Origin of the sequence: Bifidobacterium sp. M0307 (assembly GCF_016100445.1) — a bacterium.
Lineage (GTDB): Bacteria > Actinomycetota > Actinomycetes > Actinomycetales > Bifidobacteriaceae > Bombiscardovia > Bombiscardovia coryneformis.
On the sequence record NZ_JACFSL010000001.1, the window covers coordinates 1,043,412 to 1,069,729 of the forward strand.

At 58.7% G+C, this 26,318-nt stretch carries 37 protein-coding genes, 1 tRNA gene and 1 pseudogene; 13 read left to right on the forward strand and 26 right to left on the reverse strand.

Annotation, left to right across the window (positions count from 1 at the left end; translation table 11 throughout):
- Positions 1 to 19: 19 nt before the first annotated feature.
- The 9 genes from H3V08_RS04210 to H3V08_RS04250 all read right to left on the reverse strand — a co-directional run bounded on the left by H3V08_RS04210 (position 20) and on the right by H3V08_RS04250 (position 6,102).
- Entirely contained in the window at positions 20 to 370 is a 351-nt protein-coding gene (locus H3V08_RS04210; protein WP_198181699.1) for a hypothetical protein, read from the reverse strand.
- 14 nt (positions 371 to 384) lie between these two features.
- Entirely contained in the window at positions 385 to 762 is a 378-nt protein-coding gene (locus H3V08_RS04215; protein ID WP_033497975.1) for a hypothetical protein, read from the reverse strand.
- Between the two features lie 30 nt (positions 763 to 792).
- Complete coding sequence (locus H3V08_RS04220; RefSeq protein ID WP_051875689.1) at positions 793 to 1,416, reverse strand: hypothetical protein; 624 nt, start codon at positions 1,414 to 1,416, stop codon at positions 793 to 795.
- A 155-nt stretch (positions 1,417 to 1,571) separates the two neighbouring features.
- The gene (locus H3V08_RS04225; RefSeq protein ID WP_198181700.1) at positions 1,572 to 1,712 is read right to left on the reverse strand and encodes a hypothetical protein; all 141 of its coding nucleotides are present in this window, start codon (positions 1,710 to 1,712) and stop codon (positions 1,572 to 1,574) included.
- A gap of 543 nt (positions 1,713 to 2,255) precedes the next feature.
- Entirely contained in the window at positions 2,256 to 3,014 is a 759-nt protein-coding gene (locus H3V08_RS04230; protein ID WP_198181701.1) for a hypothetical protein, read from the reverse strand.
- A complete protein-coding gene (locus tag H3V08_RS04235; protein WP_198181702.1) occupies positions 3,011 to 3,175 on the reverse strand; it encodes a hypothetical protein in 165 nt (54 codons plus the stop codon). The genes H3V08_RS04230 and H3V08_RS04235 overlap by 4 nt, the downstream gene beginning before the upstream one ends.
- Before the next feature lie 121 nt (positions 3,176 to 3,296).
- Positions 3,297 to 3,803 carry a hypothetical protein gene (locus H3V08_RS04240; protein WP_198181703.1) on the reverse strand — a complete coding sequence of 169 codons (507 nt, stop codon included), beginning with the start codon at positions 3,801 to 3,803 and terminating at the stop codon, positions 3,297 to 3,299.
- Positions 3,797 to 4,657, reverse strand: a complete 861-nt coding sequence (locus H3V08_RS04245; protein WP_198181704.1) for a hypothetical protein — start codon at positions 4,655 to 4,657, stop codon at positions 3,797 to 3,799. The genes H3V08_RS04240 and H3V08_RS04245 overlap by 7 nt, the downstream gene beginning before the upstream one ends.
- 329 nt (positions 4,658 to 4,986) lie before the next feature.
- Positions 4,987 to 6,102, reverse strand: coding sequence for a DNA cytosine methyltransferase (locus H3V08_RS04250; protein ID WP_332461767.1), 1,116 nt, complete (start codon positions 6,100 to 6,102; stop codon positions 4,987 to 4,989).
- A 60-nt stretch (positions 6,103 to 6,162) separates the two neighbouring features.
- On the opposite strand from H3V08_RS04250, the gene H3V08_RS04255 reads away from it, so the two are divergent.
- On the forward strand, positions 6,163 to 6,306 hold the full coding sequence (locus H3V08_RS04255) for a hypothetical protein (RefSeq protein WP_198181706.1): 144 nt from the start codon (positions 6,163 to 6,165) through the stop codon (positions 6,304 to 6,306).
- Between the two features lie 360 nt (positions 6,307 to 6,666).
- Here H3V08_RS04255 and ssb read toward each other — a convergent pair whose 3' ends face one another.
- From ssb to H3V08_RS04285, 6 genes are all read right to left on the reverse strand, one after another.
- Positions 6,667 to 7,221 carry a single-stranded DNA-binding protein gene (ssb, locus tag H3V08_RS04260; RefSeq protein WP_198181707.1) on the reverse strand — a complete coding sequence of 185 codons (555 nt, stop codon included), beginning with the start codon at positions 7,219 to 7,221 and terminating at the stop codon, positions 6,667 to 6,669.
- Positions 7,222 to 7,431: 210 nt separating this feature from the next.
- Positions 7,432 to 7,713: a hypothetical protein gene (locus H3V08_RS04265; RefSeq protein ID WP_198181708.1), complete on the reverse strand. Its 282-nt coding sequence runs from the start codon at positions 7,711 to 7,713 to the stop codon at positions 7,432 to 7,434.
- Positions 7,714 to 7,857: 144 nt separating this feature from the next.
- Complete coding sequence (locus H3V08_RS04270; protein ID WP_198181709.1) at positions 7,858 to 8,532, reverse strand: hypothetical protein; 675 nt, start codon at positions 8,530 to 8,532, stop codon at positions 7,858 to 7,860.
- The gene (locus tag H3V08_RS04275; protein WP_198181710.1) at positions 8,529 to 9,365 is read right to left on the reverse strand and encodes a PD-(D/E)XK nuclease family protein; all 837 of its coding nucleotides are present in this window, start codon (positions 9,363 to 9,365) and stop codon (positions 8,529 to 8,531) included. The genes H3V08_RS04270 and H3V08_RS04275 overlap by 4 nt, the downstream gene beginning before the upstream one ends.
- Before the next feature lie 93 nt (positions 9,366 to 9,458).
- Positions 9,459 to 9,800: a hypothetical protein gene (locus H3V08_RS04280; RefSeq protein ID WP_198181711.1), complete on the reverse strand. Its 342-nt coding sequence runs from the start codon at positions 9,798 to 9,800 to the stop codon at positions 9,459 to 9,461.
- A gap of 530 nt (positions 9,801 to 10,330) precedes the next feature.
- Positions 10,331 to 10,522, reverse strand: a complete 192-nt coding sequence (locus H3V08_RS04285) for a hypothetical protein (RefSeq protein WP_232340120.1) — start codon at positions 10,520 to 10,522, stop codon at positions 10,331 to 10,333.
- 177 nt (positions 10,523 to 10,699) lie between these two features.
- On the opposite strand from H3V08_RS04285, the gene H3V08_RS04290 reads away from it, so the two are divergent.
- The 3 genes from H3V08_RS04290 to H3V08_RS07520 all read left to right on the forward strand — a co-directional run bounded on the left by H3V08_RS04290 (position 10,700) and on the right by H3V08_RS07520 (position 11,920).
- Positions 10,700 to 11,086, forward strand: a complete 387-nt coding sequence (locus H3V08_RS04290) for a helix-turn-helix domain-containing protein (protein WP_110444921.1) — start codon at positions 10,700 to 10,702, stop codon at positions 11,084 to 11,086.
- Positions 11,076 to 11,528: a hypothetical protein gene (locus H3V08_RS04295; RefSeq protein WP_232340121.1), complete on the forward strand. Its 453-nt coding sequence runs from the start codon at positions 11,076 to 11,078 to the stop codon at positions 11,526 to 11,528. Before H3V08_RS04290 ends, H3V08_RS04295 begins: the two co-directional genes overlap by 11 nt.
- Before the next feature lie 218 nt (positions 11,529 to 11,746).
- The gene (locus H3V08_RS07520) at positions 11,747 to 11,920 is read left to right on the forward strand and encodes a hypothetical protein (RefSeq protein WP_232340122.1); all 174 of its coding nucleotides are present in this window, start codon (positions 11,747 to 11,749) and stop codon (positions 11,918 to 11,920) included.
- A gap of 72 nt (positions 11,921 to 11,992) precedes the next feature.
- Here the strand turns inward: H3V08_RS07520 and H3V08_RS04305 are convergent, their stop codons facing one another.
- From H3V08_RS04305 to H3V08_RS04325, 5 genes are all read right to left on the reverse strand, one after another.
- Entirely contained in the window at positions 11,993 to 12,631 is a 639-nt protein-coding gene (locus tag H3V08_RS04305; protein WP_198181712.1) for a hypothetical protein, read from the reverse strand.
- A gap of 138 nt (positions 12,632 to 12,769) precedes the next feature.
- A complete protein-coding gene (locus H3V08_RS04310) occupies positions 12,770 to 13,132 on the reverse strand; it encodes a hypothetical protein (protein ID WP_198181713.1) in 363 nt (120 codons plus the stop codon).
- A 22-nt stretch (positions 13,133 to 13,154) separates the two neighbouring features.
- The gene (locus H3V08_RS07675; RefSeq protein ID WP_198181714.1) at positions 13,155 to 13,448 is read right to left on the reverse strand and encodes an ImmA/IrrE family metallo-endopeptidase; all 294 of its coding nucleotides are present in this window, start codon (positions 13,446 to 13,448) and stop codon (positions 13,155 to 13,157) included.
- Entirely contained in the window at positions 13,330 to 13,647 is a 318-nt protein-coding gene (locus H3V08_RS04320; protein ID WP_198182164.1) for a hypothetical protein, read from the reverse strand. Before H3V08_RS04320 ends, H3V08_RS07675 begins: the two co-directional genes overlap by 119 nt.
- Before the next feature lie 207 nt (positions 13,648 to 13,854).
- Entirely contained in the window at positions 13,855 to 14,355 is a 501-nt protein-coding gene (locus H3V08_RS04325; RefSeq protein WP_198181715.1) for a tyrosine-type recombinase/integrase, read from the reverse strand.
- A gap of 560 nt (positions 14,356 to 14,915) precedes the next feature.
- On the opposite strand from H3V08_RS04325, the gene H3V08_RS04330 reads away from it, so the two are divergent.
- From H3V08_RS04330 to H3V08_RS04340, 3 genes are all read left to right on the forward strand, one after another.
- Entirely contained in the window at positions 14,916 to 15,119 is a 204-nt protein-coding gene (locus tag H3V08_RS04330) for a hypothetical protein (protein ID WP_198181716.1), read from the forward strand.
- A gap of 147 nt (positions 15,120 to 15,266) precedes the next feature.
- A complete protein-coding gene (locus H3V08_RS04335; RefSeq protein WP_198181717.1) occupies positions 15,267 to 15,770 on the forward strand; it encodes a hypothetical protein in 504 nt (167 codons plus the stop codon).
- A 119-nt stretch (positions 15,771 to 15,889) separates the two neighbouring features.
- Complete coding sequence (locus H3V08_RS04340; RefSeq protein ID WP_232340123.1) at positions 15,890 to 17,041, forward strand: GmrSD restriction endonuclease domain-containing protein; 1,152 nt, start codon at positions 15,890 to 15,892, stop codon at positions 17,039 to 17,041.
- 590 nt (positions 17,042 to 17,631) lie between these two features.
- On the opposite strand, the pseudogene H3V08_RS07615 reads toward H3V08_RS04340, so the two are convergent.
- Together H3V08_RS07615 and H3V08_RS04350 are read right to left on the reverse strand one after the other, a co-directional pair.
- Positions 17,632 to 17,808 (reverse strand): annotated as a pseudogene (locus H3V08_RS07615) (peptidoglycan recognition protein family protein); the annotation flags it as partial.
- Between the two features lie 149 nt (positions 17,809 to 17,957).
- A complete protein-coding gene (locus H3V08_RS04350) occupies positions 17,958 to 18,116 on the reverse strand; it encodes a hypothetical protein (protein ID WP_198181718.1) in 159 nt (52 codons plus the stop codon).
- A 224-nt stretch (positions 18,117 to 18,340) separates the two neighbouring features.
- Here H3V08_RS04350 and H3V08_RS04355 point away from each other — a divergent pair, with 224 nt between their 5' ends.
- The 6 genes from H3V08_RS04355 to H3V08_RS04380 all read left to right on the forward strand — a co-directional run bounded on the left by H3V08_RS04355 (position 18,341) and on the right by H3V08_RS04380 (position 22,608).
- Positions 18,341 to 18,484: a hypothetical protein gene (locus tag H3V08_RS04355; protein ID WP_198181719.1), complete on the forward strand. Its 144-nt coding sequence runs from the start codon at positions 18,341 to 18,343 to the stop codon at positions 18,482 to 18,484.
- A 17-nt stretch (positions 18,485 to 18,501) separates the two neighbouring features.
- Positions 18,502 to 18,681: a hypothetical protein gene (locus H3V08_RS04360; RefSeq protein WP_232340372.1), complete on the forward strand. Its 180-nt coding sequence runs from the start codon at positions 18,502 to 18,504 to the stop codon at positions 18,679 to 18,681.
- Between the two features lie 386 nt (positions 18,682 to 19,067).
- Positions 19,068 to 19,319, forward strand: a complete 252-nt coding sequence (locus tag H3V08_RS04365) for a hypothetical protein (protein WP_198181721.1) — start codon at positions 19,068 to 19,070, stop codon at positions 19,317 to 19,319.
- A gap of 1,039 nt (positions 19,320 to 20,358) precedes the next feature.
- Positions 20,359 to 21,081: a hypothetical protein gene (locus tag H3V08_RS04370; protein ID WP_198181722.1), complete on the forward strand. Its 723-nt coding sequence runs from the start codon at positions 20,359 to 20,361 to the stop codon at positions 21,079 to 21,081.
- A 297-nt stretch (positions 21,082 to 21,378) separates the two neighbouring features.
- A complete protein-coding gene (locus H3V08_RS04375; protein ID WP_198181723.1) occupies positions 21,379 to 22,404 on the forward strand; it encodes a threonine aldolase family protein in 1,026 nt (341 codons plus the stop codon).
- Positions 22,405 to 22,532: 128 nt separating this feature from the next.
- Positions 22,533 to 22,608 (forward strand) — tRNA-Gly (locus H3V08_RS04380).
- Between the two features lie 87 nt (positions 22,609 to 22,695).
- On the opposite strand, the gene H3V08_RS04385 is transcribed toward H3V08_RS04380, so the two are convergent.
- From H3V08_RS04385 to H3V08_RS04400, 4 genes are read right to left on the reverse strand one after another with little or no spacing between them, the layout of a single operon-like run.
- A complete protein-coding gene (locus tag H3V08_RS04385; RefSeq protein WP_198181724.1) occupies positions 22,696 to 23,559 on the reverse strand; it encodes a MetQ/NlpA family ABC transporter substrate-binding protein in 864 nt (287 codons plus the stop codon).
- 45 nt (positions 23,560 to 23,604) lie between these two features.
- A complete protein-coding gene (locus H3V08_RS04390; protein ID WP_332461766.1) occupies positions 23,605 to 24,483 on the reverse strand; it encodes a MetQ/NlpA family ABC transporter substrate-binding protein in 879 nt (292 codons plus the stop codon).
- 24 nt (positions 24,484 to 24,507) lie between these two features.
- Complete coding sequence (locus H3V08_RS04395) at positions 24,508 to 25,188, reverse strand: methionine ABC transporter permease (protein WP_033490451.1); 681 nt, start codon at positions 25,186 to 25,188, stop codon at positions 24,508 to 24,510.
- Complete coding sequence (locus H3V08_RS04400; RefSeq protein ID WP_232340125.1) at positions 25,185 to 26,252, reverse strand: methionine ABC transporter ATP-binding protein; 1,068 nt, start codon at positions 26,250 to 26,252, stop codon at positions 25,185 to 25,187. The genes H3V08_RS04395 and H3V08_RS04400 overlap by 4 nt, the downstream gene beginning before the upstream one ends.
- Positions 26,253 to 26,318 lie beyond the last annotated feature (66 nt).

A 26,318-nucleotide genomic window follows, 5' to 3' on the forward strand; every position in this document is an offset into this window, starting at 1 on the left:
GTCTCCTTGGCGTGTGCCGCTAGCTAGTGAACTTGATTTCCGCGTCGAGTTCGCGGAGGGCCTGCTCCCGTTCCTCCGGGCTGACCTCATATCGGGCCTTCTCCTCGATGTCCGCCTGGACCGCCCACGGTGTCGCCTTCTCAAAGGTCTTCCGATCCTTGATGGACGCCGCAAGCAGGAACAGGTCGTTCATGCCGACCGGGTAGGCCCACCCGGCCACTTCAGCACCCAGAGGCGTGGACGTGTCGGCCATGGCATGCCGGGTGAGACGCACCGCCTCACCCAGCAGACCCGGCCCCTTCTGCCCGGTTCCAATCCCGTAGCAGCCCCTCAGTGTCGCCGTCAGAGTGTCCGGGTGTTCGTGGTACACCCTGGCGACGAAAGCTATTCCGGGAGTGAGGCCCCGGACATCTTCTCAACGACACGGAAGTACTTCGTCGCGAAGTCCTGCACCTCGGCGAACGAATGCTCCAGAACCAACTGAGCCGTCTTCTCGTCCTCACACATGGCATCCAGCAGTTCACGCAGCTGCGCGACCGCCCCCTGCTCCTCCAGGGAGCTGAGCTTTTCGACCTCCTGCACCGAGAAGAGCAGGGGCACTTCGACCACCTTCCCGTCATGGAACTTGGCGACGAAGGCCTTGCCCTTCTCCAGGATGATGTACTTGACGCTCAGCTCATCTCGCAGAGCGTCGATGATCTTGTCCTCGTCGAAATTGTCGAAGTCATAATCAGCCTGTGTCTGCTCATCGATGGGGTTCATTTGCGCTGTTCTCCTTTGCTTTCTTTCTGACTACTTGGATGAGCCGGTCTGCCTGGCTTCAGGGGCCGACGATTCGATGGGGGGCTGGGGGCCGAACTGCTTATAGGGCTTGTCCTTGAACAAGGGGTCGGGCCGCCATTCGAGGGTCACACTCTTGCCGCGCGGCTCTCCGGTGGTCTCCTGGTCCATCTCCATGGCCGTGACCTGGGCTACACCATGGAGCCGTTCCTCATCGCCGTTGCGGAACTTGGTGACGGCCAGAAGGATGACCTTTGCCGCAGGAAGGCCGGAATCCACGTAGACGATGCCGTTCTGGTCAGGTTCCTTGCCTTCGGTCAGCTTCATCACGGCGGTGTTGTTCTCCGCGAGGCTGGCCTGGATGCTGCGTTTGCCGTCACCGGGAATGCTGTAACCCTCCTGCCAGAGGTCGGTCGCCTCGCCCGCTTCGAGCCCCTTCTGCGGTGCACCGTCCGCCTTGATGAGACCAAGCTTGCGGTACCCTTCAGGTAGCTCCAGCGGGACCTTGCCAAGCTTGTCATCGGCTATGACGTTCTCCGATGCGTACGGGGCGAACGCGATATACCCGCCGATGGGTACACCGACGCGTATGAGGTCGTTGCCCTGACTGTCGGGGCCGGTCTGGTTCTGTGCCATGTTGATCCTCCTTGGGAATCACAAAAAGGGGCCTCCACGGCGGAGACCCCCACATTTGGGTTGGTTTGGCGTGCGGGCTATACAGGCTCGCCCACAACGGAGTATTCGACGATCATCATCCGGGCCAACACGTCCAGGTCGTCGACCACCAGGTATCAGCCGAAGCAGGAGTCATCCACGACGGCGGCGATGGGCGACCGGGTTTCATCGACGACATCCTGACTGGTTGCGTTCCTGGTGGTCTGTTCACGCAGCTCATCCATGAGGGCCCGCGCGGTTGAAGTTGCCCGGCTCACGTCCGAGTATTGGAATTGTGGCACGGCCGGGCAAGAATGATGCCCACAGGGGAAAGGTAGGAAAGCCTGCGGGCAAGTTTTATGAGGCTGGCTGGCATTCGGCGTCGCTCAGCCGCCAGCCGTTATTCAGGAGTTCGAACAGCGTGGGGACCCAGGGGATGTACCCATAGCGGAATGATGTGGTCAGGTGGTCATGCGTAGGCTGTCCTGCCGCCCCGGTCTCTGGGTCGTCATGGGCTTTGCACAGCTTGATGCTCGCGTCTTGCTTCCAGTGGGGCAAACGGGCGGCGACAACCTCGCGATGTTCCTTGGGGCACTCGAGCGATTGGTTGACTCCAGCAGTAATAGCCCTTTGTAACCGGTTTGAAGAGGTGCTGCTCATGATAAAGAGAGCGGTGAGGCACGTTACTTCATCACGAAGATAGCCCGATCGGATACCGGAATCCCAGGCGCAAGGAAACAAAAAGTAAAGGCCGGACACAATTGCCCGACCCTTACAGTTAAATCAACTATATTTAACTATCGCACTCAAATGACAATTTGTCAAGTCGCCAGGCGCATTCCCTCGGCACACTCCAGCAGCTCGGGTTTTGCCCACTGCCATACGCCCCTGGTTTCGGTCTCCACAGGATGAAGCAGTCCCCTACTCCGCCAATTGCTCACATCGCCCCTTTTGATCTCCAACCCTGTCTCCCGGCAGACCCACTGGGCGGCCACCTTGGGTTGCCCGATGATGTACTGTCCCTCCATACGCTCACGGCGTACCCGTCTGACTTCGGCCACCACCCACGCGTTTCCGCACTTGCTGCAGGTGGACATGGTGTCGTCGGGCAGTCCGGACAGCTCGGCCCCACAGGTAGGGCTGAGGCAGTGTCCGTGGATGATGCGCTCCTCAGGCGGTGTTATATGCAGTTGGACCTTCCGGTTGGTACGAGTGAGGTCGCGGTAGTCACGTCCGCTGTTAGGCGCGTTCGCCAGCCTGCCCATCCTGCTGGCCAGCTTGGTGAGGAGCTGTAGGGCCTCGCCGGCCCACAGGCCGATGTCTCCCGCCACGTCCTGGATAATTTCCTCCGCATAGTCGTACAGGCTGGCGGCGGTCATGTCTATGAGGGTTGGCGAGAACACGGATCTGACGGCTCTCTCACCGTGCGGCTTATGGCGCACCTCGCGACGTTCCATACGCTTCAGCTCGTACATGCCGAGCCTGAGCTCATGGATTGTCTTGGCAAGTTCCTGCCGGTGGGCTTTGCACAGGGGTCCGCGCGGCAGTCCTTCGCATATCGGGCATTGGTTTCTGGTCAAAACTTAGGTCCTTCCTTCTTGATGTTCGACTCCCAGGAGATGGTGACGTGCATGGCATTGATGACGGCTTGCCTGTACCTGTACCTGCGGGTGATGTCATGGTCGGAGGCCGTTTCGTGGATACCGGCCAGGGATTTGGTTTGATCGGATGCGTAGCTCAAACTTCCTCCCGGATAGTCCCCGTACATGCTTTTACATCCCTTACTCGTCCGTTCCTCGTCCCACCCGCACCCAGGTTTTGCCGGACACTCAGAGGGTTCTTTTTGCGGTTCGTATGGTTGCTCACTTTGCGCCTCCTATCATGCTGCTGAGGTCTTCGGCACCAAGCCGCTCAACCCCACCGCCGATAAAGTGGCCCGTTAGGCGGGGTTTTGGTTCTGGCTTGGGCGGTTCAATGACAAGCTGGGCGGCTTTCATGGCCTTGACGCGAGCCTCCTGGATTGGGGCCCCCTGGCGAGTCTGGGCTATAAGGGTCCGCCTGTATGGGATTGACCGGGGACTGCTGATGCCGATGCCGTCCTGCTCCATGAGCTCATGGATTCGTACCGCATCGGGGATTCGCGGGCCTTGGATGCGGCGGATGCCTGCGTTGACGTCCCCGCTGAGCATCCACCGGCCCGTCTCGTTGTCCGCGTAGAAACGTCTGACGGATTCCATCGCGTCGGCCAGGTTCGCTTCGGCCCGAAGCTCCTCATGAAAGGTGCGCGCCTCCAGGTCGGTGATGGGTGCGTTGCCGTGGTGCGCCCGGATCTTGGCAAGCACGAGGGTGCTTTCGGCGAGGGTTAACATGCGGGTATCTCCTTTCTCTGGATCTGCGGAATTTCCTCCTGCGCATACCGGGCTATGAGGGCGGCGTTCGCATCCTGGTTCTGCTGAGCCCTGCTCGCCTGCCGGTCCGGCTGCCTGGCCCGCGGTTTGGGTTTGTTCTTCCAGCCGCCATCGTGGAGCCATTTGGATGCGGCGGGAATGTACCGGGGGTCCCGTTGTTCGTCCCGGAGCATCTGGGCTCCCTGAAGCAGGGCGACGAGGTTCACGCGTTCCGGTCCGGTCCGACGCAGGACGCGTTTGAACTCGCGGACGGCGGCATCGGGGTAGTCGTGGTTCGGGTAGAGCGACCAGAACTGTCGGAACTGGGCCGTCTCATCCGACGACGGCTCCCTGACGGGCTGCTGGTCGGCGTCGGCCCCCGTTGGGGGGTTGGGGGATTTACCGTCGGGTAAATGTTCTTGTGTTCTGGTGTTTTTGTGTTTAGTCCGGTTCAACTCGGATTCATCACGATGAGTCGCTGTTGAATCTCTGTTGAATCTGCGCTTTCGGTAGTTTTCTGCGTTCCTTTCCCTACTTTTCTCCACCTGGTCACGCCTGCTGTTGTGCTCCGTGTAGTCATGGATCACATACCCGCTGTTGCCGTCCGGCTCCAACAGCTCGACCTTGCACAGCGCGTTGATCTCCTCATCGGTGACCCCGAGCACATAACGAAGGTCACGATCGGGGATGCGACCGTCTGTCAGATTGTCCGAGCAGTAGGCGATGGCGAACACGAACGCCCCCACCGCAGATGGGCAGACGACACGTAGCTCCTTGACCTTCCCGTTCAGGTAGAAGTCGTTTTTCAACTTCGCGTAACCGCGTCTACCGGCCATGACAGCCCTCCTTTCTTTTTCCTTTCTTTACTGCCTCATTGGCATCCGCGTGACTTGAACTGTCCGCCCGTCAGGTTCCGCCCGGCCTTGGTGCCGACCTGCCCGCAATCGCACCGGCATACCAGCATGACGTCGGCCCCGCTTCGTCCCGCATAGCCGAGCATGGTCAGCATCCCGAGCCGTCAGTCCCCGGGAGCCTCGATGCGACGCACGCACCCGGGAAACAGGACCCTAGCCCCTAGAGAGGGTGCAGCTCGCGCTTGTCCTCGGCTGGTGGTGCTTGGGGTCGATTTGGCGTAATCGGCAAGTGACCATCAGTGTTCCCCCTGTCAAGCCACGCCATGGAAAGCACCCTCGACGTGTTGTATGCGTTGTCCGATCCACTTCATGACAGGCACCGCCATGCTGTTGCCAAGGGCTTTGTAGCGGGGGCTGTCAGGCGCGTGGCTCGCCCCCCTGTACGGGATGTCGGCCCATCCGTCCGGGAAACCCTGGAGGCGTTCGCATTCGGTGGGGGTGAGACGACGTATGGGGCAGGGGCCGGTCACATAACTGGCGGCCTTGCCCTCATGAGCTGTCAACGTGGGGGCGAGGTCCTCGGCGATGGACGAATTGGAACCGCTGTCCGTGGCGCACAACACGGCGGGGTTATGGTCGATCTTGGGTGTCGGGCTCTCTTCCTCGCCTAGCGTCGTGGAGTTTGCCTTACCGCTCGCGTAGGGCACGGAGGTGCATCCGTGGCCGCCACCCTCTTCTGCGTAAAGCGCAGGCCAGGCGTGGTCGCAGTCGTGGATACTGCGCGACTGGACGTCCCACGGGGTCAGGCAGCTGGCACCATCATCTGCGCCTCCAGTGCGTCCTTGAGCCGGTCCGGCAAGGATTTGCCTCTTTTCGCGGATCGACGGATGATCCCAGCGCAGGCCTTCGGGCTCAAAAAGTACCTCTGCGGCACGCTGGTCTCCAAGACTGCCGACAAGGAACAGACGGCGGCGGCGCTGGGCCACTCCGAAGAACTGCGCGTCCAGTACCCGCCATGCCAGACCGTACCCGAGGTCATCCAACGCGCCGAGCAGGCATCCGAAATCACGCCCGCCCGAACTGCTGAGCGCTCCCGGGACGTTCTCCCAGACAAGCCAGCGAGGACGGAGCTCACGTACCGCCCGAACATACTCCCACATGAGTCCGGAGGCACCGTCGAGACCGGTTCGGGTCCCTGCGACGCTGAAGGACTGGCAGGGGCTTCCCCCGACCACAAGGTCGGCTGATACACACTCTCCATGCTTGCTCCAATCGATCTTCGTGATGTCACCAAGGTTCGGCACGTCCGGGAACCGGCGGGCCAGCACCGCCGAAGAGAACGGGTCGATCTCACTGAACGACACCGGGACCCAACCCAACGGCCCCCACGCCACGCTCGCCGCCTCGATGCCGCTGAACAGGCTCACATACCTCACTCGACTGCCCCCGGCCCGAGACCGCCCCGCTTATGCACACAGCTTGCGAAGATGTGCGGTTCACTCATGTTCTTCCCTTTCCTTGTTCACGTCCTCCGCTCCTACGATGCGGGCGAGCGTATCCAGTCCATCGGCACGAATTGGTCCATGTTCGCCTCGCCCCTGCCAAGACGGTGGAAGACCACCATCCCGTAGTCGACCCCGCGTTCGCCGCCTCCTGCAGAGCTTGACCCAGCCAGTCCGAGAGCGAGAACCCGTTGGCGTTCTTGCACGCCAGGACCAGACTCCCTGTGGCTTTTGATGTCGCCCTCATCGGTGTTCCCGTGTAGGGTCTTCCGGCGGATCATGCCCTCGGGGTCGCTTATACGGTCACGCAGGTGCCGCAAGACGGCGGTCTCGAACCTCGTACCCTTGTCCTCTCTTCCGTCTGCTTATGCGTACGCCTCCCAGGACGGCCACCCGCAGCCCAAGCAGCGGCCCACCATGCCGACCGCGCCACCGCACTCGGGGCACACGCGGTCAGGCTCGGGCGGCGTCTCAACCCCGGCGAACGGGTCAAAACTCGGGTCCGTCATTGCCGCCCCCTACCCACGGGCCCTGTTCCGGCGCACCTGTTTGTCCACCTGCCGGTCCCGGTGCGCATGAGGCCGATGACGCGGGAATCGGGGACGCTCCCCCACCCCACGCGAACTGCTCGCCGAACCCAGCACCGCCGCCCGAATTGCCGCCACTATTATTGTTCCGAGTCACCTGGGCGGTGCTCCGAGTCAGGGCCGGGCCAATCTCGTCCAGGCACAGCTCCACGAATATACGGTTGTTGCCATTGCGGTCCTGGTAGGAGCGCTGCACCAGACGGCCCTGGGCAATCACCCTCATGCCCTTGGTCAGGCTCGCCTGCATGTTCGAGGCCAGGGGCTGGTGCTGCGTATCCCATGCCGAGCAACGCATGAACAGAGCATCCCCGTCCTCCCACTGACCCGACGTCCTGTTGAACTGCCTGGGCGTGGAGGCGACGGTGACGTTCGCCACTCTGCCCCCGTTCGACGTCGACCGAATCTTAGGGGCCGCCGTCAGGTTGCCGATGATGGTAATGATGGCGTCTCCGGCCACGTCAGGCCTCCTTCTTGAAGTCGTCGATTACAATCGGGTTGTCCTCGCTCTGGTAACGGCGAGTGACAGGATGTGAACGCTCGGCTTCCCAGTTGCATGTATAGCCATGCCAGATGGTCTTGGCACACGACGGAGACCAGCACTTGCAGCACTCGCCCTGGGTGAGCCGGGAACAAGTCGAACAAGGACAGCCGGCCCTGGTTGATAGCGTCATGAGTCGGCATCCTCTCGATGCTCCGGGCAGCAGTAGAGCCGGTCCAACACATCTCCCCTCTGCCAGCCGTACTTGACGACTCCCAGGTCGAAAGCGGTTTCCGCGTCGTCGACTCCGCACACCAGCTGGTGCAACTCGGAGCGAAAACGGGTGCCGTCGATTACGTGCCCGTCCCTGCAGATGGAGATGAATCTGATGCAGTTGGGCACATCGCAGCCGAACCGCCACCCGTCCTCGGGGACGTGCACCGTATAGCCATGCACCTTGCGCTTGCTCATGAGCGCTCACCCCTTTCCATGCACCAGCCGAACCCTGCCAGGGCGGCCAGGTCAAGCAGACCAAGCTGAGGGTGTGCGAGCGTCCAGCAGGAAGCGAACACGCACACCGCGCCGCAGAAACCGGCGGCGCACAGCCAGAGGAAATCAACGAGAGGCATCATCGGAATCACCCACCTTGCCGAGTTCATCAAGTATCCTGTCCGCCTCGGCGGGCGTCAGGTTCGCGGAGCCCAGGTTGCCGGTGATCTGCCTGCCGATCAGGCGGCTCACCGTCTCCCTCTGCTCGGCGGGTACACTCACCCCCGCCGCCGCCAGGGCCGCACGGATGCGCGTCAGGGACGAATCCGAGGCCGAAGCGAACCGTTGCCTGCTCACAAACCCCCGCTGCTGGCGCTCCGCCTCCCTTGCGGCCGCCTGTTCGGAGCCGCCCTCGTCGCCCGAAGACAGGTTGAAGGCGCTCGTGATCGCGTACCGCTTGCAGCTGGTCCATGTGCCCGCGTCCTTCTTCACATCCTTCCCCGTCAACACGCAGGGGTAGTCGAGCAGATCCTCGGCCTGGCCAGTCTTCACGTCCACGACCCGGACGCGCACCGCCTTGTCCGCCAGGTGCGTGGACAGCCACAGGTCCTGCTTTGCCAGGGCATCGGTGACAGCCTTGTACAGGTCGTCGATCGTCGAGTACCTGACCCGGTTACCGCTGATGGTCAGCTGGCCGGACTGCTCCGGTTTCATCTCCATGCGCGCCTTCTGCAGGCGCTCCCACATCGTCAGCTCCTGCTCAGCCTGCTCCTGCTTTGTCTTGTTTTCCTGACCGCTCATACTTCCATCTCCTCGCACTCTCTGTCGATCCGCCAGCCGGGGAACGCCACCGTGCGGGGCGTCTTGTCCAGCCCGTACTCCCCCATGCGCCGCTTCCAGTCGTCCGGACTGTCACGCCTGAACCCGGCCAGTTCATCCAACGCCTGCGCGATACGCTCACCGGCCAGCACGGTCTCCGGGCCATCCTCGTCCATCCGCCACACCATGTAGTCGTAAGGACGCTTCTTCTCCTGCACCACGAACTCGAACCCGAGTAGGCCCTGGAAACCGGTCAGCCGGTACAGCATCATGTAGAAGGCCGCCTGGATGTGGTAGCCGAAACGGGCCACCTCGCCGGGGAACTCCCTCGGGTCCGCGCTCGTAGTCTTGTAATCACGGATACGCAGTACCCCGTCCTCGTCCGGACCGTCAGGCAGCCAGTCGAACTTGCCCTTCAACCGCAGCCCACTCCCCGGGTCGTCCGCGACCACCACCATCTCCGGCCTGCCGGGAAGCGAACGGAAATACGCGGCCGAAACAGCCCCCATCTTCCGCAGACGCTCCCTGTCACCGGAGGAGACAACCACCGCGTCCGAAGCGCGCAGCTCCTCCATCAGGGCCTTGCCCGCCTTCGTACGCAGATTCGGCCTGTCGACGACCTCCGCACCAGTGCCCAGCACCAGCGCATGCGCCGCCTTGCCAAAATCCAGAGCATCACCGGACACATCCAGACCATGATCGAGATAATCCACATACGACAACGGCGACACCATGAACCGCTTCAATGCAGACTGATCCAACGCCGGGTCAGCGAAGTACTCCCGATCCGCCATCTCCTTAATCTCAAACCCCATCAGTTTCCCCCTTCAATTCGGCCTTCAATCACGGTGTCGCTGTCAAACCTGGCGCGGACATGCATGCCCGTCATTTCCCCCGGGTCCAAGCGGTCAAATAGAACACTCATTTCCTGTTTCCTTCACGATTGTTTTGTTTGATTCCCTTGACTTGCGCCTGCTCCTCAACGTGCGGTGACGATGACGACGACCGGCATTCACAGCATTGACAGCATTCACGCGACTATTCGCGACCAACACCCACCGCGACAACCGCTCCACCTTGTCCGCCGCATCATCAAGCACCCTGTCCGCCTCGTCAAGATCGGACGGTCTGCAATAGTTCCGTTTCCCCAGACGAATCACACGGTCACCGCAGAGCGTTTTGAACGTACGCTCCGGTATCCCGCCCACATACTCACGGGCCTCCTCCTCACTCAGCAATGCCCTGCTCATACCGCCATCCCCACATCCGAGAGACGGTACCGGGAGCAGGCGTGCCCGCTGGGACTGATGCCCTCACGGTCCGCGCACAAGACCAGGCCCTTACGTACGAGCTCTGGAAGACGACTACGAACCGTGCTGTCCGCCAGCCTGCGCCCCAACCGCTGCTCCACCTCAGCCTCAACCTCCCACTGCGTGAACGGCCCCGGTCTTTCAGAACACAGGCGAGACAAGGCCTGCAGGGTAAGAGCCTGCATACGACCAGTCCTCACCTCAGCCGCAGCCGCAAACGACGTCTCAGGATTACCCCTTCGCGTCGGAGCGGTTGATACACTGAAATCCGACATTGATTGCTTACCTACTTTCTTTGTCATCGCCGCAGTTGCAGCTGCGGCATTCTTCTTACTTGGGCAAGAAACAGAGGCGATGACGATAGGACGCGAAGCATGATCATCTCTTCCATCGGGGTTGCGACAGGTCCCTCCGGGTGAGACGAAACGACAAGTTCGAGCAGTCCTTCACCTAGCCTTAGCCAATCCACCTCACGCCACCAGACTGCTGTCAGACAAATCTTGCTTACGCATGGCAGCATCGAACTCAGCTGATTTGATCAAGTCGTTAAAGGTGATACCCAGCCATTCAGCCACCTGATTCAGATCCTCGGTCGAAAATGGCTTTTGAAACCTGAACCGCTCGTATACGTATTTCGGGTCCCTGCCCAGTGCCTTTGCCACGTCCTTACCGCTATATCCGCAACGGGCCGCTTCCGCCCTCACTGCCCGGATCACCCGAGTGGAGGATTGCTTGAGTCTCATTTTTGGCACATCCTGATAGTGCCATATTTGGGACTATCTGTCAACCAAGAACGGTACTTATTGCAAAAAGTGCCAAAATTGACTACTATGAGGAACATGAAAGAGATAGACGCATTCACTGACCAGGCAATCAAAACGATTGAGTCCACCAGGCAGGAAGTGGGCATGACGACTCAGGAACTCATCCAACGTTCCGGAATCAGACGATCCACGTTCTTCAGAAAGATGCGCGGGGATACCAGCTTCACCACCGAAGACATCGACGCGCTGGCCAGAGCCATGGGAGTCGACCCATTCCTTATCCTCAGCGACGCGGCCGAAAGAGCCGATGCAACCAAAAGAACCGATATGGATCTCTCCTGGCTCCCCGAGGAGGAGAAGGTGGCCTACGTGCTCGACAAGGTCAAGGCAAACGACCAGGCGTTGGCGGCCATGAACGACCCGAACAAGGAGAAGGAAGCAGAAGGCGGCGATGGCAGATAAGGGCCCGAGGCTCCTGGACGGCCTGATGTCGACGATGACATACGGGCAGATGCGCTGCTACACCGACACCCTGGACGTCACCATCAGCAGCGCACTCCTGCCGGAAGGCATGACCGGCTTCTACGATGAAGCCACCAGAACCATCCTCATCGACCGTAGGCTTACTTACTGCCAGAAACGCTGCACACTCGTCCATGAACTCATCCATTGGCAGCATGCCGACACCACCCGCTCAGGCGTGTACGGGTCGCGCATAGAGAACCGAGCACGACGAGAGACCGCACTCAAGCTCGTGGATCCAATCGAGTACCAGACCGCCGAAACCATCTACGAGGGGGACTCCTACCAAATTGCCTGCGAACTTGACGTGACCCTCCAGATTATTCAGGACTACCAACGGATACTCGACACAAACCACTCGCACTACAACGCAACACGCTAATCGAATCAGCCATATTCGCCATACAAAACGACTGATGGCCTGCTTACAGTCACAGCGGACAAGGAACCATCATGAACCCACTGTCGCAGCCGCATTAGCGCCCGTACTGACGTTGTCAGTCTGCGGCACTGCCGAGACCACGACCAATATGAAGGACAAACCGGCAGCGATCCCGCAGATTCGCCAAGTTAAACAGTAAGTGAAACATCGTCAAGCAGGTGGACGACGAGACCGGCATCACCGGTGAAGACGGCATGAAATACGGCATGCACACGCTCAGCCCCCCGTCGCTCGTTCAAGGCACACACCACGGCCACGTGGGAGAGGCGCGCGAAGAAGGCTTCATACCCGGATACGGGAAGAAAGGCGCAGGATGGCCCAAGAAACCCTAGGAAGGCCTATCACAACAAGATGTACAGGAACCACTTTCAGCCTCTTGGACCTGCTGAAGTAGGCGAAAAGCGTTAACTCTCTTCGGAGTAGAACCTGAGCGATTTAAGCCCTTCCGAAAGCGCGTTAATACTACGCTGGTACGCTGCTTTATCCGCCAGCATTGACTCTATTACGGCCGTAGTAGCCTTTGGCATGGTCGAATAAGCAATTGGGGACCCATCTGGCGCACCTCGTTCTCCCTCTTCTTGATCCTGTAGCTCGTATCCTTCCGTATCAGTGGACGTGTTATCGCCGTCGTGAATCACGTCCTCGGGTTCAGAATTGACACAGGGCACTATACTATCTTTGAGGTACAACCTCGAAGGCCAGTTCTCCGATTGGGAGCATGCGAGGAAAATCTTGGTGATTTTGTCGTGAGAGCACCTAGGATCATGAATCTCCTTCAGAGCGTCATTGACTGGGTCGTTCGCCATACGGTCAATTGCAAAAAGCGGATAGGCCCGGCTCCTCCACACGCCTTTAAGCTGCTTCTCCCCCAGCAGCTCTATCTCGTGTGCATTGTTGATTTCACGGATACTGGAATTCTCGGCATAAGCCCAGACAACCTCGAGACTCATCGTGAAGTACCGATCGGTGCTCTGGGATATTATCCGAAATCCCGTATCAATGGATGGTCCCAAGAAGTCGAGCAAGTACTTATCATCCGCCATCTTGTTACTTTGTGCCAGTTTTTTGACGGCCTTGTCGTTCAGGTTGATTACGGAACTGTCGCTATCCGCACTGTCATCAGGATCACGCGGAATGGCGACCATGCAATCCGGACCTGGAAAAGTGGCTGCGAATACAGCTCATTTTGTCTTTTGAAGACTCTCACCCTTAAGGGTGCTCTCCTTGTATTTCTTTTGTGCTTCAAGCCAGGCATCAACCGCGAACCTGACCTGTGCCATACTCTCCACCGGGCACACGTACAAAAGCTCGTCACCGACCGCTTTCCCAAAAACCGGCTTAGGCAACTCTGTCCCATTGGGCAGTTTTGCCTCCTGCTCCCGCAGTGAATTGGCTAAGCACTGGGGGAATTCGCGGTAAAAGGACAGAAACTTAGGCTGCCATTTCGGTTCGGTTTGCTTGTAAGCAGTGGACCCTACCAAGTCCACGGAAAAGAACAGTCGAGTCTGTGGTCTCTCCAACGGAATACCAGAATTCGCACCCATACCAACCTGCCCATTCAAAGTGTCATGCCAAATCAAGCACCTGCGCTCGCACCCCAGCGGCGGCAGGTGAAACATCGAAAGATTCCGCTACAGCCCAAGAGTCGCCACCCAGCCTTTCATACTCATCCTTGAAGAGCTTTTCGGGCATCAGGAAAGATGAAGCGAACACGTTTGCCTGAGTCTCGGCCCGGTTCCTGTCACCACGCCCGTATTTGATAGGCAATTTCACCGATTCGGGAGGAAGTAACCTGTAATGCAGGAAATAATGACCTATCTCGTGGCTTATCGTAAAGCGATTTCTGCGATTCGATGTCATGGAGGGGATAAATATCCTCATCCACGAGGGAAGATTCCATGCCCTGAACGCGGAGAACATCAACATTCAGTGCCTCCAAAACACGGTCTAAGTCGAGCTTCAAATCACCCGGCTCATTCGACTCTCGAAAGAACATTGACAGTCCGTCAGCAAAGACCCGAATATCATCATTGGAGATTCTCGACGGTTTCGTACTCATTTTCGCCACCTCCTTATCACGATCTGGTTTCAGCCTAACAGACGGGGGGGCACACCGCCCTGCTTTTCCTCACTTGCGATAGCCCTGCAAAGTGGTAGCCCTGATACGCCTGACCAGCTACCATGCAGAGCATCGTCAGCGTCTGACAGAAGAGGCTTTGCGCCAATTCCCGCTCCCGTTTTCGTTATCTTTGCTTCCCGCTGCGGCTCAGTCTATGCCGAGCGCCGAGTCGAGTTTGAGCATGGCCTGCTTGCGTTCCTCGAGGCCTGCGGTGCGGTAGTGCATGGTCATGGCCTCGCTTGAGTGTCCGACGATCTCCTGGATCAGCTGCAGGTCGACTCCCTGACTGGCGAGGAGGGTCACCGCGCTGTACCTGGTCTCGTGGCCGGTGTGCTTGGACGGGTCGATACCGGCTGCGCGCATGAGGGAGGCGAAGGCCTCGGTGTCCTTCTTCTTGGAGATGGGCATGCCGTCCTCGCGCCGGAAGATGAGCCCGTACGGGTTGGGGGTGTCCCTGGTGGCCTTCCGGTAGCGGCGCATGGCCTCCATGAGCGGCGGCACGATGGGCACGGTCCTGCCGGTGCGCGACTTGGGCCGGGTGAGTGCGTAGGAGCCGCACAGGGGGGCGCATGTCGTACCCGTCCGGGGTGAGCCACCGCGCGTCCGGGCACAGGGCGGGATTCCTCCTGCCGCACGGGTACGCGCCATGGTCCGGTTCTCCGCAGCCGTGGGCCTTGGTCACGGTCTGGAGCTTCCAGTCCACCGTGTACACGCCGGTGCGCATGTTGAGGCTGTCCCAGGTCGCGCCGAGTATCTCCCCCTGCCGCATGCCGGTCAGGAGCCGCCACCACCAGATGGTGCCCTCCTCCACGGGCATGCGGGATGACACGTCGAGCATGGAGCGGAGTTCGGGCACGCTGAACGCGCTGCGCCCCTCCCCCTGGTCCTTCCGGCTTGGCGTCTTGACCGCCAGGACCGGGTTCGAGGGTATGAGCCGGTCGGCCCATGCGGCCTGCATGACCTGGTTCAGGCAGGTGCGTATCTGCCGTTTCAGGCTCACGCCTGCCGGACCCTTCGGGCTGCCCTTCTGGTCGTACGCCTGGGCCTCTTCGAGGATGCGCCGGACCGTGCTCGGCACGATCTTCGCGAGCGGGAGGCCCGCGTACCTGTCGAGGTGGCGGTCGATGACGGTACGGTACATCTCAATCGTCTTGGGGTCGGCCTCGCGGGACTTGTGTTCAAGCCACTGGTGCGCGTAGTCTCCCAGCTTGACCTTAGCTCGGTCAACGGTGCCGGTCTCGGCGAGCTCCGCCCGGGCCTCCCTGAGCTTCTCCTTGACCGCCTCGCTGGTCTTCCCCGTGATGGTCCTGCGTATGCGCCGACCGGAGGAGTCGTACCCCAGATCAAGCCTGACCATCCACCGCTGGCTGCGCCTGGTGACGGTCTTCCCGTCCTCGCCTACGACTTTGTAGGTGTGCCAATAGCGATACGGCTTGGCTGCGCCTGCGGCCCTCTGCTTCGGCATCACGACCTCCTGAACCAAATGTGTGACCCATGTGTGACCCATGTGTGACCCATGTGTGACCCATCCTACTGCACGGTTACAGCAAGGTTGCAGCATGGTTATAGCCTGGCAAACGTTGGAATTCCGCCGTTTCCTTTTTGACAAGTCTACCACCGGAAGAGCGTTTCCCATAATTGTGGTTCAGGAGGTCGCGCGTTCGAGCCGCGTTAGCCACACCACCTCAAACCCCTACTCCCGACAGGGAAGCAGGGGTTTTACTATATGTAGCAAGTGCACCATCCAGATCGTTCTTGCGTGCCAAGTGTGTGCCATAAGAGGCAAAAAACTAGCGACCGATTTTGTACTTGCGCTCCAAATCCCGCACCTCGCCCTCCCTGGCCCCATACCTGATGGAGGCGATATCCGCTTTCACCTGCCGGTGCAGTCCGGACAGGCGTTCGCGTTCCTGTCTGGTCAGTCCCTGCTGGTGTTCCTGGTCGATGATCTGGTCCTTGATGCGCTCCAGGCGTATGCGGACCTGCTCATAGTCGCCGAGCAGATACCGAGCACGTGCCTTTGCTTTGTTCTACTCGAAACCTTAGGCCCTGAATCAAAATGATGTTATAATCAATAAAAAGCAATAGGGCCTAAGGAGTTTTAGTGGTTTTTTCGAGACTCAATATAACACCATCGACTTTACCCATGGTGTCAATCATATCGAGCATAAAGAACGTCAGGATGAACGGACTAGACATCTCACCTGATTACCAGCGCGGCTATATTTGGTCGAACGAGTTCAAGGACCAACTGATTTTGAGCATCATCCTGAACTACCCAATTGGCAACATTGTTATCAACAACCTCAATGCCGTCAATGATAAAAATGCAATGCAGGAGCTGGTAGACGGCAAACAGCGCCTCACCACGATACTTAGGTTCGTCGAAAACGGGAACGTATCGCAGTGGATTGACGACGAAGACGATTGGTTCAAGCTAAGCAAGAAAACATCCGACCAAGCCAAAGAGATCATTGAGAAAATAGTAGGAAAATCAGACCCGGATGGCGTCAAGAAGATGAACCGGGCCAAACGCCTTTCATACAAGGACCTACCCCACAGCATACAGATGAATTTTGGAGCATACGGCATCCCTGTGTACACTATGCAAGCGGCCGACCCAGCACAAATCCGTGATTATTTCAAAGTATTGCAGAACCAGGAGAAACTCAAGGCCGGGGAGATTATCAACGCCCTTCCGGACAACCCCATGAGTCCATATTTTGAGAGGGTCAAATACGAAGATTTCCTTGAAAAACTCGGTTTCCACTATAAGCGCGCCGAGTTTGAAAAGGTATACTATTCGATGCTTGGTCTATGGTTTGGCAAACTTCAAATCAACTCATCCGACCAGAACGTCATTAATTTCGTCGACAACCTCGATTTTCTGGACGCTACGCAGATAACCTACATCAAGCACCTTAACGAAGGCATCAACTCCATAGCAGCGCTACCATCACCAGTACGCAGAAACAGAACAAGCAAGCGCACGCTTAAACTCCTGCTTGGCATGGCGCTGGACGTGCCCGGATACTTCAGCGATCCTAAGACCGTACTCGAGAAGGTTGAAAGCATCAACGCGTTCTCCGGCAAACTAGCCGCCTTCAACTCAAGCGAATCTGATGCCGTGGCTTTCACCCGCTACTTCGGTGACGAATACGAAAACAATACGGATGATTTCACAATCCGGCGCGCCCCAGTGTACCGACAGATTTTCTCAGCGACAACTCGCAGCACATCAAGAGACGAGTTCTGCACCGCAATCAAAACCCTAGAACTATTTCTCTCCGAGGACTTTGAAACTGCCTATCGTTATTATCACGCCAACCTATAACCCGAACAGCCGGCTTTTGTAAAGCAGGAAATCGCCCTTCCCCTGCCGTGACAGCGGAAGGGCGATGCTGTTCATATGAGTGCCGTGATAGGCAGGATTAACAGGCCATTGCATGTCCGCGGGAAATACGCACCCTGTTGTAACCCTTACTTATCTGTGAGTTGGGGGGGGGGTAGACCACGTCGAAACCGTTGGCGACGGAGGCTGAAACCAGGCCAGGGCGGCGCTGTCCACGGCCAGCCAGTCTGATACCCAGGGTGGCATCCGCAGTACTCAAGGCGAAAGTAGGCAATGGCCTGCGCTTTGGACCACCACCGTCTGCGACGCGGTTCCCCAGTCCGGATGGATGGAACCCACGCCCGCCGAAGTAGTGGAAAGCCGACGCCCTATTAAGTTGAAGTATCGCTTGAGCTCGTCACTCTCCGGCGGATTGGCCCACAGGTATTTGATATCACGTAGTCCACATCCAGGCCGTTGGGAGCCAGGTCCGGGCAACCTGCATGGTCGTGCCGGGTATCACTCGGTGTAGCCAGACGTTGCCGACCAGGCGGTCGTGCCATAGGCGGTTACATCCCTGCCTGCAAGCAATGTCAGTGCACAACTCGGCCGAGGCATCCCATACAGGCCTTTGTGAAGGCAGCCTGAGGAAGACCACCCTCGTGTTTGATCGAGATGGTGGAGTTGTTGCTCACATAGTTGGCATCCGAGTATGATCCGTCAGTCTCGGCCACGTACTGGTGTATGGCGCCGTCGCCGCCGATACCGTAGTGGGCGCCGACGGGTGGTTAAGGAGGTCGCGCGTTCGAAACTCGTAACCACCCCACCTCAGACCTTACTCCCGACAGGGAAGCAGAGGTTTACTGTATGCAGATTCCGAGTCCGATAAACCAAATATCCACAATCAGCAAAACAGAATTCAACGGCGTGTTCCATACTTGCGCTCCAGGCCAATGACCTCGCTCTCCCGGCCCCATACCTGATGGAAGCGATATCCGTCTTCACCTGCTGGCGAGTGGCGGATGCCGGTGCCAGCTTCCTGCCAGGTGTCGGCGTGCACTGATTTTGATCGCCTCACTTGATACTTTACTCAATTTGTCATTATAGTAATGGTCATCAGAAAGGAGAAAACCAGCAGATAACATCTGGACGGCAATCAGCTCCATCGCTTCGGTGGTTTCGGCTGTTGCCGCAGAAATTGCCATCTTCCAGAACTGGAAGATGTGACATGACATAAGGGTTCCGGTTACCCTTAGAAACCGGAACCCCCGGTCTTCCAGACTAGTCCAACGGCAATCATTTATGAACAGATTCAGTACATCAGGATGGGTGGCGCTCGCCTTCGGCTCATACAGCCTGGCCCTCGCCTTCTGGAACCCGATCTCCGCAGGGATTTTCGGCTTCGCCGCAGGAGGGTTCGGGCTCGCCTCAGGACGACGCCCGTGACTCGCAGGTATCTCAGCATGACCGAAGCGGCCCGCCGGCTCGGCATCACCACAGGCGCGCTCGCTGGTTACAAGCTGCCCGAGCCCGACGTCCTCGTGGGCAGGACACGCGGTTGGAGCGAGGAAACCATCGACAATTGGAACGCCGCAAGACCGGGCCGTGGGGTCGGCGGCGGAAGGCCACGTAAGAACAGGTAAGTGCCCGGCTCCCGTCCAAGGGCTAGAATTGTAGCTTGGGACAGGGCAAAGGGAAGAAGAACCTACGGGACGCTTATTTATCTGGACGGCATACCGTGTCACACAGCCACCAGTCGTCGTCCAGGAATTCGATTTGCGCGGGCATCCGGGGCATTACCTGTGGCAAAATGCCGCTGTCAGGTAGAGTTGTAGGTGTGCTGACCTTCGGCACCGGTTGCGCTGTCACCCCGAAGCTTGCAAAAATGTTGCCCACATTCAGTCCGATAGCGACGACCCCGTCCCAGGGGGTTTTCGAGATCTTTGCGGGCAGAACAGGTCCTCTTCACCCCACACAAAAAGCTTTTGCTACGCTTGCTTCGTCAGTGTAGGCAAAAGAAAGGGATATCATGACCAACCCCGAACAGGACCAGAGGCCCTCGAAGGCGCCGAATCCACTTCCTGAGCCCAAGAAGGAAGAGAAGAAACCGGATAAAAAGGCAAAGTGGCCCAGTATCCTCATAGCAGCGCTTGCCGCTATGGTAGCCGCCAATGTGGGCAGCGGACTGTCTCACCGCACCAAGGCGGAAGCCCCCGTTTCCGTGGTTTCCCAGCAAATGCAGGCAGCACCAGACGTGATGCAGCACGGCCTGGGCATGTGATATCTCCCTGCCGACTGCATAAACCTGGCCCCGCTCCGTCGGGGCCTCCTCTTTTCGCATGGATCCTGTCAAGACAATCGCAACGACGAGGTTCGATACGATCGGCATGACGGTACAGTGACAAACAGCCGACTCGACTCGGTGTTGCACCTCCCATGATATTTGCAATTCTCCGATAATTAGCTGGCACAATTACCCATCAGGAATACAGGAGTCGACTCTGTGCGCTTATGATTCCTGATTTTCGTAAACTGAGAGCTCAGCGAGGTTCCTGTCCGGGTCCCTGACATAGATGGAGCTGATCTCGCCGCACGCTCCCGTACGACTGACCGGCCCAAGATAATCGTGCGACTGAGTATATAGGACTCGCCCATAAGTTCTCACTCACCTCGATATGAACATCAGTACATGTCGCCCTAGTCGTTGGTGCCGTCGTAAAGTCACCTCCCCCCCCCCTACTGCCGACCGCTGATTCACGGTTTCGAAAGAGCGCAATCAAGCTTGACTCAGGCCTTGAAAAACCGGCCTACCTCGGCACAACAAACACTCGGTTGCATTCTTCACTTCAATACCCGCTTTGCCATTCGCAGCTGCATACACTGACAGAAAAGGCAGTCATATAGCCCTCGAGATTCGGGCGGACTTCTTCTTCCCCGGACCTTCTGGGCGCTTACAGGTGGGAGTTGAAATGAACAGTAAGCAGAACAGAAGAAACGGTCGGCATCAGGATCGGTACAGGATTCACAGTGACGATACAGGGCAACCGAAGCGCCCGGACGCAGGTGAGATGGATGAAGTCCCATCTACAGCACCAGATGAGCCTCTGCTGCCTGAACCGGGCGAGGCTCAACAGCAAAATCAGGAAAATACAGAAGAAGGTAGCCACGCCTCCAGCCGGTCCGATGCCCACGACGCCGGAAGTGGAGAGATTGAATCCTCCAAGACCGATGAAGATCACTCCAACGCAGGCAAATCAGACAGGGCTGGCACAGATGAATCCGGAACCACAGAATCCGCAACCGATGAAGGTGAGCAAGAAATGACATCAGCAGCGGAAACCGATTCTGGTGAGGATAAGCCTGACGTGGAAGGACCCGGCCGGAAACCGGAAGCCAAAGTCGGAGCAGGCAACGAAGGCCCCTCTGCTCCCGGTGGCGAGAGGCCCAAGCCCGATATGAGTCGAGCGGATGCAGCCGAGGTCGGCAAGGCAGGTCGCGTCAAGGATGACTCACCACGAACAAGTCGGCCGGACAATCCGCATAGCAACAAGAAGCAGGAAGGTGCCGGAACTGGCAAGCGCGGCAGGACCAAGAATCTCGGTTCCTTCTACCTTGGCCTAGCCTCCGCCTTCCTGGTGGCCGCGTTGGGACTCAGTCTGAGCACGCTACCCATCTTCTTCTCCATCCCCTTGGCTGCGGTCCTCTTCGGAATCGGTATCTGGCTGCTTTCTTATGCCAGTCTCCAATCCCCCGACCAGGCACCAGAACCAGGCTCTGGAACCGACCGGCACACTACGACGGTTGTGATAACTGCGGTCCTCCTGGTCCTCCAGACATTCATCATGGACGTTTTCATCTTCACCAGGATGGGGTCGGTCCAGAAGTACCAGAACCCGGTCATCATCACCTGGATTCTTGCCACCGTGGTCGAAACCATCGCCGCCTTCGCCTTGATCTACCGCCACAACCCTTCTTCCAAGGCCCCGAAACCTCAGCCCAAGGAGGACGCTGATCAACAGGAGACGTTGCCTCCGAAACAATGACCGACGGGGAATGAGACCGGCTGTGCATCCTCAAAAGCCATCCCGACAGCATAGGGTGTGGATGCAAAAGGTGCACCATCTGCGCCATCTGCATCTTTTGCACCCTCGCCCGCACCAGATGCTGAGATAAATGGGTGGGGCATTGATTCTCATGCCCCACCCATTCGCCACATCCGCACCCGTCCAGCCACATCTCCCACCTGCACCGCATGGGAGCCCTAAGCCATATGCTGATAGAGATTGGCACACGCATCACGGGCAGACTCCGGAAATGAAGACCGGACAGAAAGGACAGACATGCTCTCATTCGTCAACGATTATTCCGAAGGCGCCCACCCCGCAGTCCTTCAGCGGCTGATCGACACCAACATGGAACAGCTCCCCGGATACGGCAGGGACCGGTATTGCAGCTCGGCAGCACGCAAAATAGCCGAAGCCTGCGCCTGCCCCCAGGCCCAGGTCTTCTTCATGGCGGGTGGCACACAGACCAATCAGACCATCGTCTCCTGCACCCTCAAACCTTGGCAGGGCCTTGTCGCCGCGGATACCGGGCACGTGAACGTCCACGAAGCAGGGGCCATCGAGGCAGTCGACCACAAGGTCCTTACGGTTGAGGGAGACCGAGGGAAGATTCGCCCCGACACCCTGGATTCATATCTTGAAGGGTTCTACGCCGACGGCAACCACGAACAGATGGTCTTCCCCGGCATGGTGTACATATCCCACCCCACCGAATACGGCACGCTCTACACCCGGCAGGAACTTGAGCAGCTCTCGGAAATCTGCCACCGGTATGAGATCCCCCTCTATCTGGATGGCGCCCGGTTGGGATACGGCCTGGTGGCGCCGGGGACGGATGTGGACATGGACGACATCGCCGCTCTCTGCGACATCTTCTATATCGGCGGAACCAAGGTCGGCGCCCTCTGCGGGGAGGCCGTGGTCTTCCCCAAGGGTGACGCCCCCGAGCATATGAGCACGATGATCAAGCGGCGTGGGGCCCTCCTGGCCAAGGGAAGGCTGCTCGGTATACAGTTTGATGCCCTCTTCACCAATGACCTGTACAAACAGATAAGCCGCAATGCCATCGACACCGCCACAATGATCAAGGAGGCCTTGAGGGAGAAGGGTTATCAGATTTATATGGACTCCCCCACCAATCAGACCTTCGTGCGCCTGGACAACAGGAAGATGGAGGAGCTGGCAGAGCATGTGGCATTTGACTTCTGGGAGCGCAGCGATGCCGACCATACAATAATCAGGTTCGCCACATCCTGGGCCACATCAATCGAGGACACCAAGGCCCTGATTGATCTGCTCTGATTGAACCTGGCCAGGCACGGAGCGTGTGACGACACGACCCCGACTTCGTCCCACCCATCGGTATACTGGTACAGCACTGCCCGCGATTGCGGGCCGTCGATGTCGTTTCCGGCGGAAACGCCATCAGTGCGGGCATAGCTTAGTTGGTAAAGCGCGACCTTGCCAAGGTCGAGACCGCGGGTCCGAGTCCCGTTGCCCGCTCCACTCCCCACCTCTTCCTTTTTGGCATACTCCCTTGACGCAGTTAGACCCGGAAACTCTTTATATCGGCTCCAGGCCCATCACCACGCATCAGTACGAAAAGGCAGGGACGGCGGCCCCCTTGTAATAACGGTTGATGGCGTCGGCCACATACTTGCTGTGATAGGCGGAAACCAGGGTTTTCAAATCCGCACGATCCTTGTCGGCGGCCCTGGCCACGATGATGTTGACATAGGGGTGGTTGGCAGGTGATTTGAGACCGCCCGGCACCTGGTAGATGGCATCGTCAACCTTCATGCCGGCATCGATGATGAAGTTGGTGTTGGTGATTCCAGCGGCATAGTCGGGCAGCAGGTTCACGATGCCGGTCGGATCCACCTGGTCCAGGACCAGACCCCGCGGATTGCCCACAACATCTTCCGGTACCGGTGTGGTGGCCTTGGGGTCACGCAACGTAATCAGCCCGGCACTGTCCAGGACCTTCAAGGCCCGCCCCAGGTCTATCGGATCATTGGGGATGGCCAGACGCTCACCCGGTTTGATCTGGTCGACGCTGGCGTAACGCTTGGAATAGAGGTTGAGCGGGGAGATGTAAGTGTCGCCTATAGCAGCGAAGTGGTACCCGTTCTTCCTGGACTCCTGCTCCATGAAGGCATAGTGCTGGAAGGCGTTGAGATCCGTCTCCTTATTCGCCAAGGCCTGGTTGGCGTATCGCCCGTACTGGAAGGACTTCAGCCTCACCCGGATTCCGGTGTTGCGGGCATCAAGCTCATGCTGGACTGCCTTCCATATCTCCTCGTCCGCATTGCCCACGACACCGATGCTGATTTCCCGCTCCCCCTGGGTCGGCCGGTTGATACGGACGTATGCAACGCCCATCAGGATGGCCACAACCACCATGAGCACGGACACGACAGCCAGTTCCCTCTTGGCCCTGGTTCTTCTGTTTGCCATCTTCTTCCCCTCTTCCCGGACTGCGCGCCGCCCCGTTCCCGCCTGTCAAACCTTGAAGGCCGGCACACAGGCCCCCTTGTACACCCTGGTGATTGTGTCGGCCACCAGCTTGGAGTGGTAGGCCTTGACCACCTTGGCATAGGTCGGATTGTCCTTCTGATCACTGGTTGTAACGATGATGTTGATATAAGGCTTGTTGGCCGGATTCTGCAGGTCGTAGGGGACCTCGTGGATGGCATCGTGCACACTCATGCCCGCATCCACGACAAAATTGGCATTGGTCACCCCACCGGCATAATCGGGCAGGAGGTTGAGGATCCCCGCCGGATCCACCTGCTCCAACCGGAGATGCTTGGGGTTCTCAACCACATCCTCAGGCAGGGGGTTGGTGGCCTTGGGGTCGCGCAGACCAATCAGTTTGGCATCTGCCAGGACCTTCAATGCGCGACCCATGTTGGTGGCGTTGTTGGGGATGGCCACCTTGTCGCCATCCTGGAATTGGGAGGGCTTGGAGTACCTCCGTGAGTAGAGGTTCATCGGAGAAATGTAGGTGTCCCCGATGACCGAGAGCTTGTAGTGGTTCGTTCTGGCGTCATCCTCCAGATAGGCATAGTGCTGGGCTGCATTGAGGTCCACCTCCCGGTTGGCCGTGGCCTGGTTGACGTAGATGGCATCCTGGAAGGGCTTCAGCCTAATCCTGATATGTTCGTTCCGGCGGTCCAATTCCTGCTGGACCGCCTTCCATATCTGATCGTCGGAACTGCCGATGACCCCTATGGTGACCGTCTGGGCTCCGGCACCGGTGCGATCCAGGTGGAGGTCGACCCCCACCACTGCCGTCAGGAGAAGTATCATGACCAGGCTCAGGACCGTCAGCTCCTTCTTTGCCCGGCTTTTCCGACCCGTACGTTTGGTTTGTGCCACTCTGCTCGACCCTCCACCCGGCGCTCAGTGCTCGATGACCTCGGCCAGGAGCCGGCCGAAGAGTTCAATCAGGGCGATGAAAATGACCAGAACGATGATTGTGGCCATGGTCACGTCATACATGTACCGCTGGTAGCCCAGCCGGATGGCGAAATCTCCCAACCCGCCTCCGCCCACGATACCCACCGTGGCCGTCTCCCCCACCAGACTGACGATGGTGATTGTTGTCACCCGGATGATGGCCGGGATGCTTTCACGAAGATATACGTGCCAGATAATCTGCCAGGTGGACATGCCCATGGATTCCGCGGCCTCGATGTATCCCGGATCCAAACCCGCCAGGGCGGACTCTATCTGTCTGGAAAAGAAGGGGGTGATTCCCACAACCAGGGGGAAGATGGCACCCTTGGGCCCGATGGCCGTCCCCATCAACAGCCTGGTCAACGGCACCAGGGCGGCCGCCAGGATGATGAAGGGGATGGATCTGAACAAGTCGATCAGTTTGTCGAGGACATTGAAGACCAGACCGTTGCGTCTGATGCCGTTGCGGCGGGTCACAATCAGGCCCACACCGATGATCAGGGACAGGACGAAGGAGATGACTCCGGATACCCCGACCATGACCAGGGTCTGGACCAGGCTGTCGAAGAACTCAGGAAGCCGGCTCATCACATTGGGGAACCAGGCGGTAAGCAACGATGTCATGACTTGAGAACCTCGATTCCGATATTGCGACCCTTCAGGTACGCCAGGGCGTCCTCGATGTGCCCCTCCGTCCCGGCGACCTTGACCACCAGGCCCCCTAGTGGAGAACCCTCGACCACATCGATATCACCGAAGATGATGTTGACATCCAGGTCGAAGGCGCGGGAGATATGCGAAACCAAGGCCTCTGATATCTCCTTGGAGACATAGGACATGCGCAGGATGACCTGCCCCGGATCCAGGGCCACCAAGGGCGAATCCTGGGCCAGGAGGTCGGTGATCTTGTCAAGATTGGAGGTGGTGTCCACGAATGACCTGGTCAGCTGGGCCTGGGGGTCGGCGAAGACATCGAAGACCCTCCCCTGCTCCACGATCGTGCCGTGGTCAATGACAGCGATCTTGTTGCATATCTGCCTGATGACGGACATTTCGTGGGTAATCAGGACCACCGTGATGCCCAGGCTGTCATGGAGGTCACGCAGAAGCTGGAGGATGGACTTGGTGGTGTTGGGGTCCAGGGCGCTGGTGGCCTCATCACTGAGCAGGATGTCCGGCTCGTTGGCCAGTGCCCTGGCGATGGCCACACGCTGCTGCTGACCACCCGAGAGCTCTGCGGGGTAGTGGTCTGCCAGGTCCGACAATCCGACCAGGTCCAGAAGTTCGGCCACCCTGGATGCCCGCTCAGGTTTCCGCATACCGCCCCCAAGAAGGGGAAGCTCCACATTGCCTGCCACGGTGCGGGAGGGCATCAGATTGAAGTGCTGGAAAATCATCCCGGTGCGCTGCCGGAGGGAGCGCAGATCGGCCGGATTCAGGTCGCACACCTCCCGTCCCCGCACCCTGACACTGCCCGAGTCGTACCCCTCCAGGCCATTGATGCACCGAACAAGAGTGGACTTTCCGGCTCCGCTCAGGCCGATGATGCCGAAGATGTCCCCCTCCTCGATACGCAAGGAGACATCAGCCAGGGCCGTCTTGTCCTCTTCATCGTCACTGCGATATGTCTTGGTGAGATCACGAATCTCCACCGCCGGTGTCTGATCGTTCACCTTCCCGCCTTCCATGTCGACTGAGTGTCATGGTAACGACCGCCAAGGCAAGGAACCAAGCCATTCCTTATAGGTCTTATT

Bases quoted from the DNA above. Each gene is read 5' to 3' on its own strand.
- H3V08_RS04215 (WP_033497975.1), bottom strand. From the start codon at position 762: ATGAACCCCATCGATGAGCAGACACAGGCTGATTATGACTTCGACAAT.
- H3V08_RS04220 (WP_051875689.1), bottom strand. From the start codon at position 1,416: ATGGCACAGAACCAGACCGGCCCCGACAGTCAGGGCAACGACCTCATA.
- H3V08_RS04240 (WP_198181703.1), bottom strand. From the start codon at position 3,803: ATGTTAACCCTCGCCGAAAGCACCCTCGTGCTTGCCAAGATCCGGGCG.
- H3V08_RS04245 (WP_198181704.1), bottom strand. From the start codon at position 4,657: ATGGCCGGTAGACGCGGTTACGCGAAGTTGAAAAACGACTTCTACCTG.
- H3V08_RS04255 (WP_198181706.1), top strand. From the start codon at position 6,163: ATGTGCGGTTCACTCATGTTCTTCCCTTTCCTTGTTCACGTCCTCCGC.
- H3V08_RS04265 (WP_198181708.1), bottom strand. From the start codon at position 7,713: ATGAGCAAGCGCAAGGTGCATGGCTATACGGTGCACGTCCCCGAGGAC.
- H3V08_RS04270 (WP_198181709.1), bottom strand. From the start codon at position 8,532: ATGAGCGGTCAGGAAAACAAGACAAAGCAGGAGCAGGCTGAGCAGGAG.
- H3V08_RS04275 (WP_198181710.1), bottom strand. From the start codon at position 9,365: ATGGGGTTTGAGATTAAGGAGATGGCGGATCGGGAGTACTTCGCTGAC.
- H3V08_RS04280 (WP_198181711.1), bottom strand. From the start codon at position 9,800: ATGAGCAGGGCATTGCTGAGTGAGGAGGAGGCCCGTGAGTATGTGGGC.
- H3V08_RS04290 (WP_110444921.1), top strand. From the start codon at position 10,700: ATGAAAGAGATAGACGCATTCACTGACCAGGCAATCAAAACGATTGAG.
- H3V08_RS04295 (WP_232340121.1), top strand. From the start codon at position 11,076: ATGGCAGATAAGGGCCCGAGGCTCCTGGACGGCCTGATGTCGACGATG.
- H3V08_RS04305 (WP_198181712.1), bottom strand. From the start codon at position 12,631: ATGGCGGATGATAAGTACTTGCTCGACTTCTTGGGACCATCCATTGAT.
- H3V08_RS04310 (WP_198181713.1), bottom strand. From the start codon at position 13,132: ATGGGTGCGAATTCTGGTATTCCGTTGGAGAGACCACAGACTCGACTG.
- H3V08_RS07675 (WP_198181714.1), bottom strand. From the start codon at position 13,448: ATGACATCGAATCGCAGAAATCGCTTTACGATAAGCCACGAGATAGGT.
- H3V08_RS04320 (WP_198182164.1), bottom strand. From the start codon at position 13,647: ATGAGTACGAAACCGTCGAGAATCTCCAATGATGATATTCGGGTCTTT.
- H3V08_RS04325 (WP_198181715.1), bottom strand. From the start codon at position 14,355: ATGGCGCGTACCCGTGCGGCAGGAGGAATCCCGCCCTGTGCCCGGACG.
- H3V08_RS04335 (WP_198181717.1), top strand. From the start codon at position 15,267: ATGGTTATAGCCTGGCAAACGTTGGAATTCCGCCGTTTCCTTTTTGAC.
- H3V08_RS04340 (WP_232340123.1), top strand. From the start codon at position 15,890: ATGAACGGACTAGACATCTCACCTGATTACCAGCGCGGCTATATTTGG.
- H3V08_RS04355 (WP_198181719.1), top strand. From the start codon at position 18,341: ATGAACAGATTCAGTACATCAGGATGGGTGGCGCTCGCCTTCGGCTCA.
- H3V08_RS04360 (WP_232340372.1), top strand. From the start codon at position 18,502: ATGACCGAAGCGGCCCGCCGGCTCGGCATCACCACAGGCGCGCTCGCT.
- H3V08_RS04365 (WP_198181721.1), top strand. From the start codon at position 19,068: ATGACCAACCCCGAACAGGACCAGAGGCCCTCGAAGGCGCCGAATCCA.
- H3V08_RS04370 (WP_198181722.1), top strand. From the start codon at position 20,359: ATGACATCAGCAGCGGAAACCGATTCTGGTGAGGATAAGCCTGACGTG.
- H3V08_RS04375 (WP_198181723.1), top strand. From the start codon at position 21,379: ATGCTCTCATTCGTCAACGATTATTCCGAAGGCGCCCACCCCGCAGTC.
- H3V08_RS04385 (WP_198181724.1), bottom strand. From the start codon at position 23,559: ATGGCAAACAGAAGAACCAGGGCCAAGAGGGAACTGGCTGTCGTGTCC.
- H3V08_RS04395 (WP_033490451.1), bottom strand. From the start codon at position 25,188: ATGACATCGTTGCTTACCGCCTGGTTCCCCAATGTGATGAGCCGGCTT.
- H3V08_RS04400 (WP_232340125.1), bottom strand. From the start codon at position 26,252: ATGGAAGGCGGGAAGGTGAACGATCAGACACCGGCGGTGGAGATTCGT.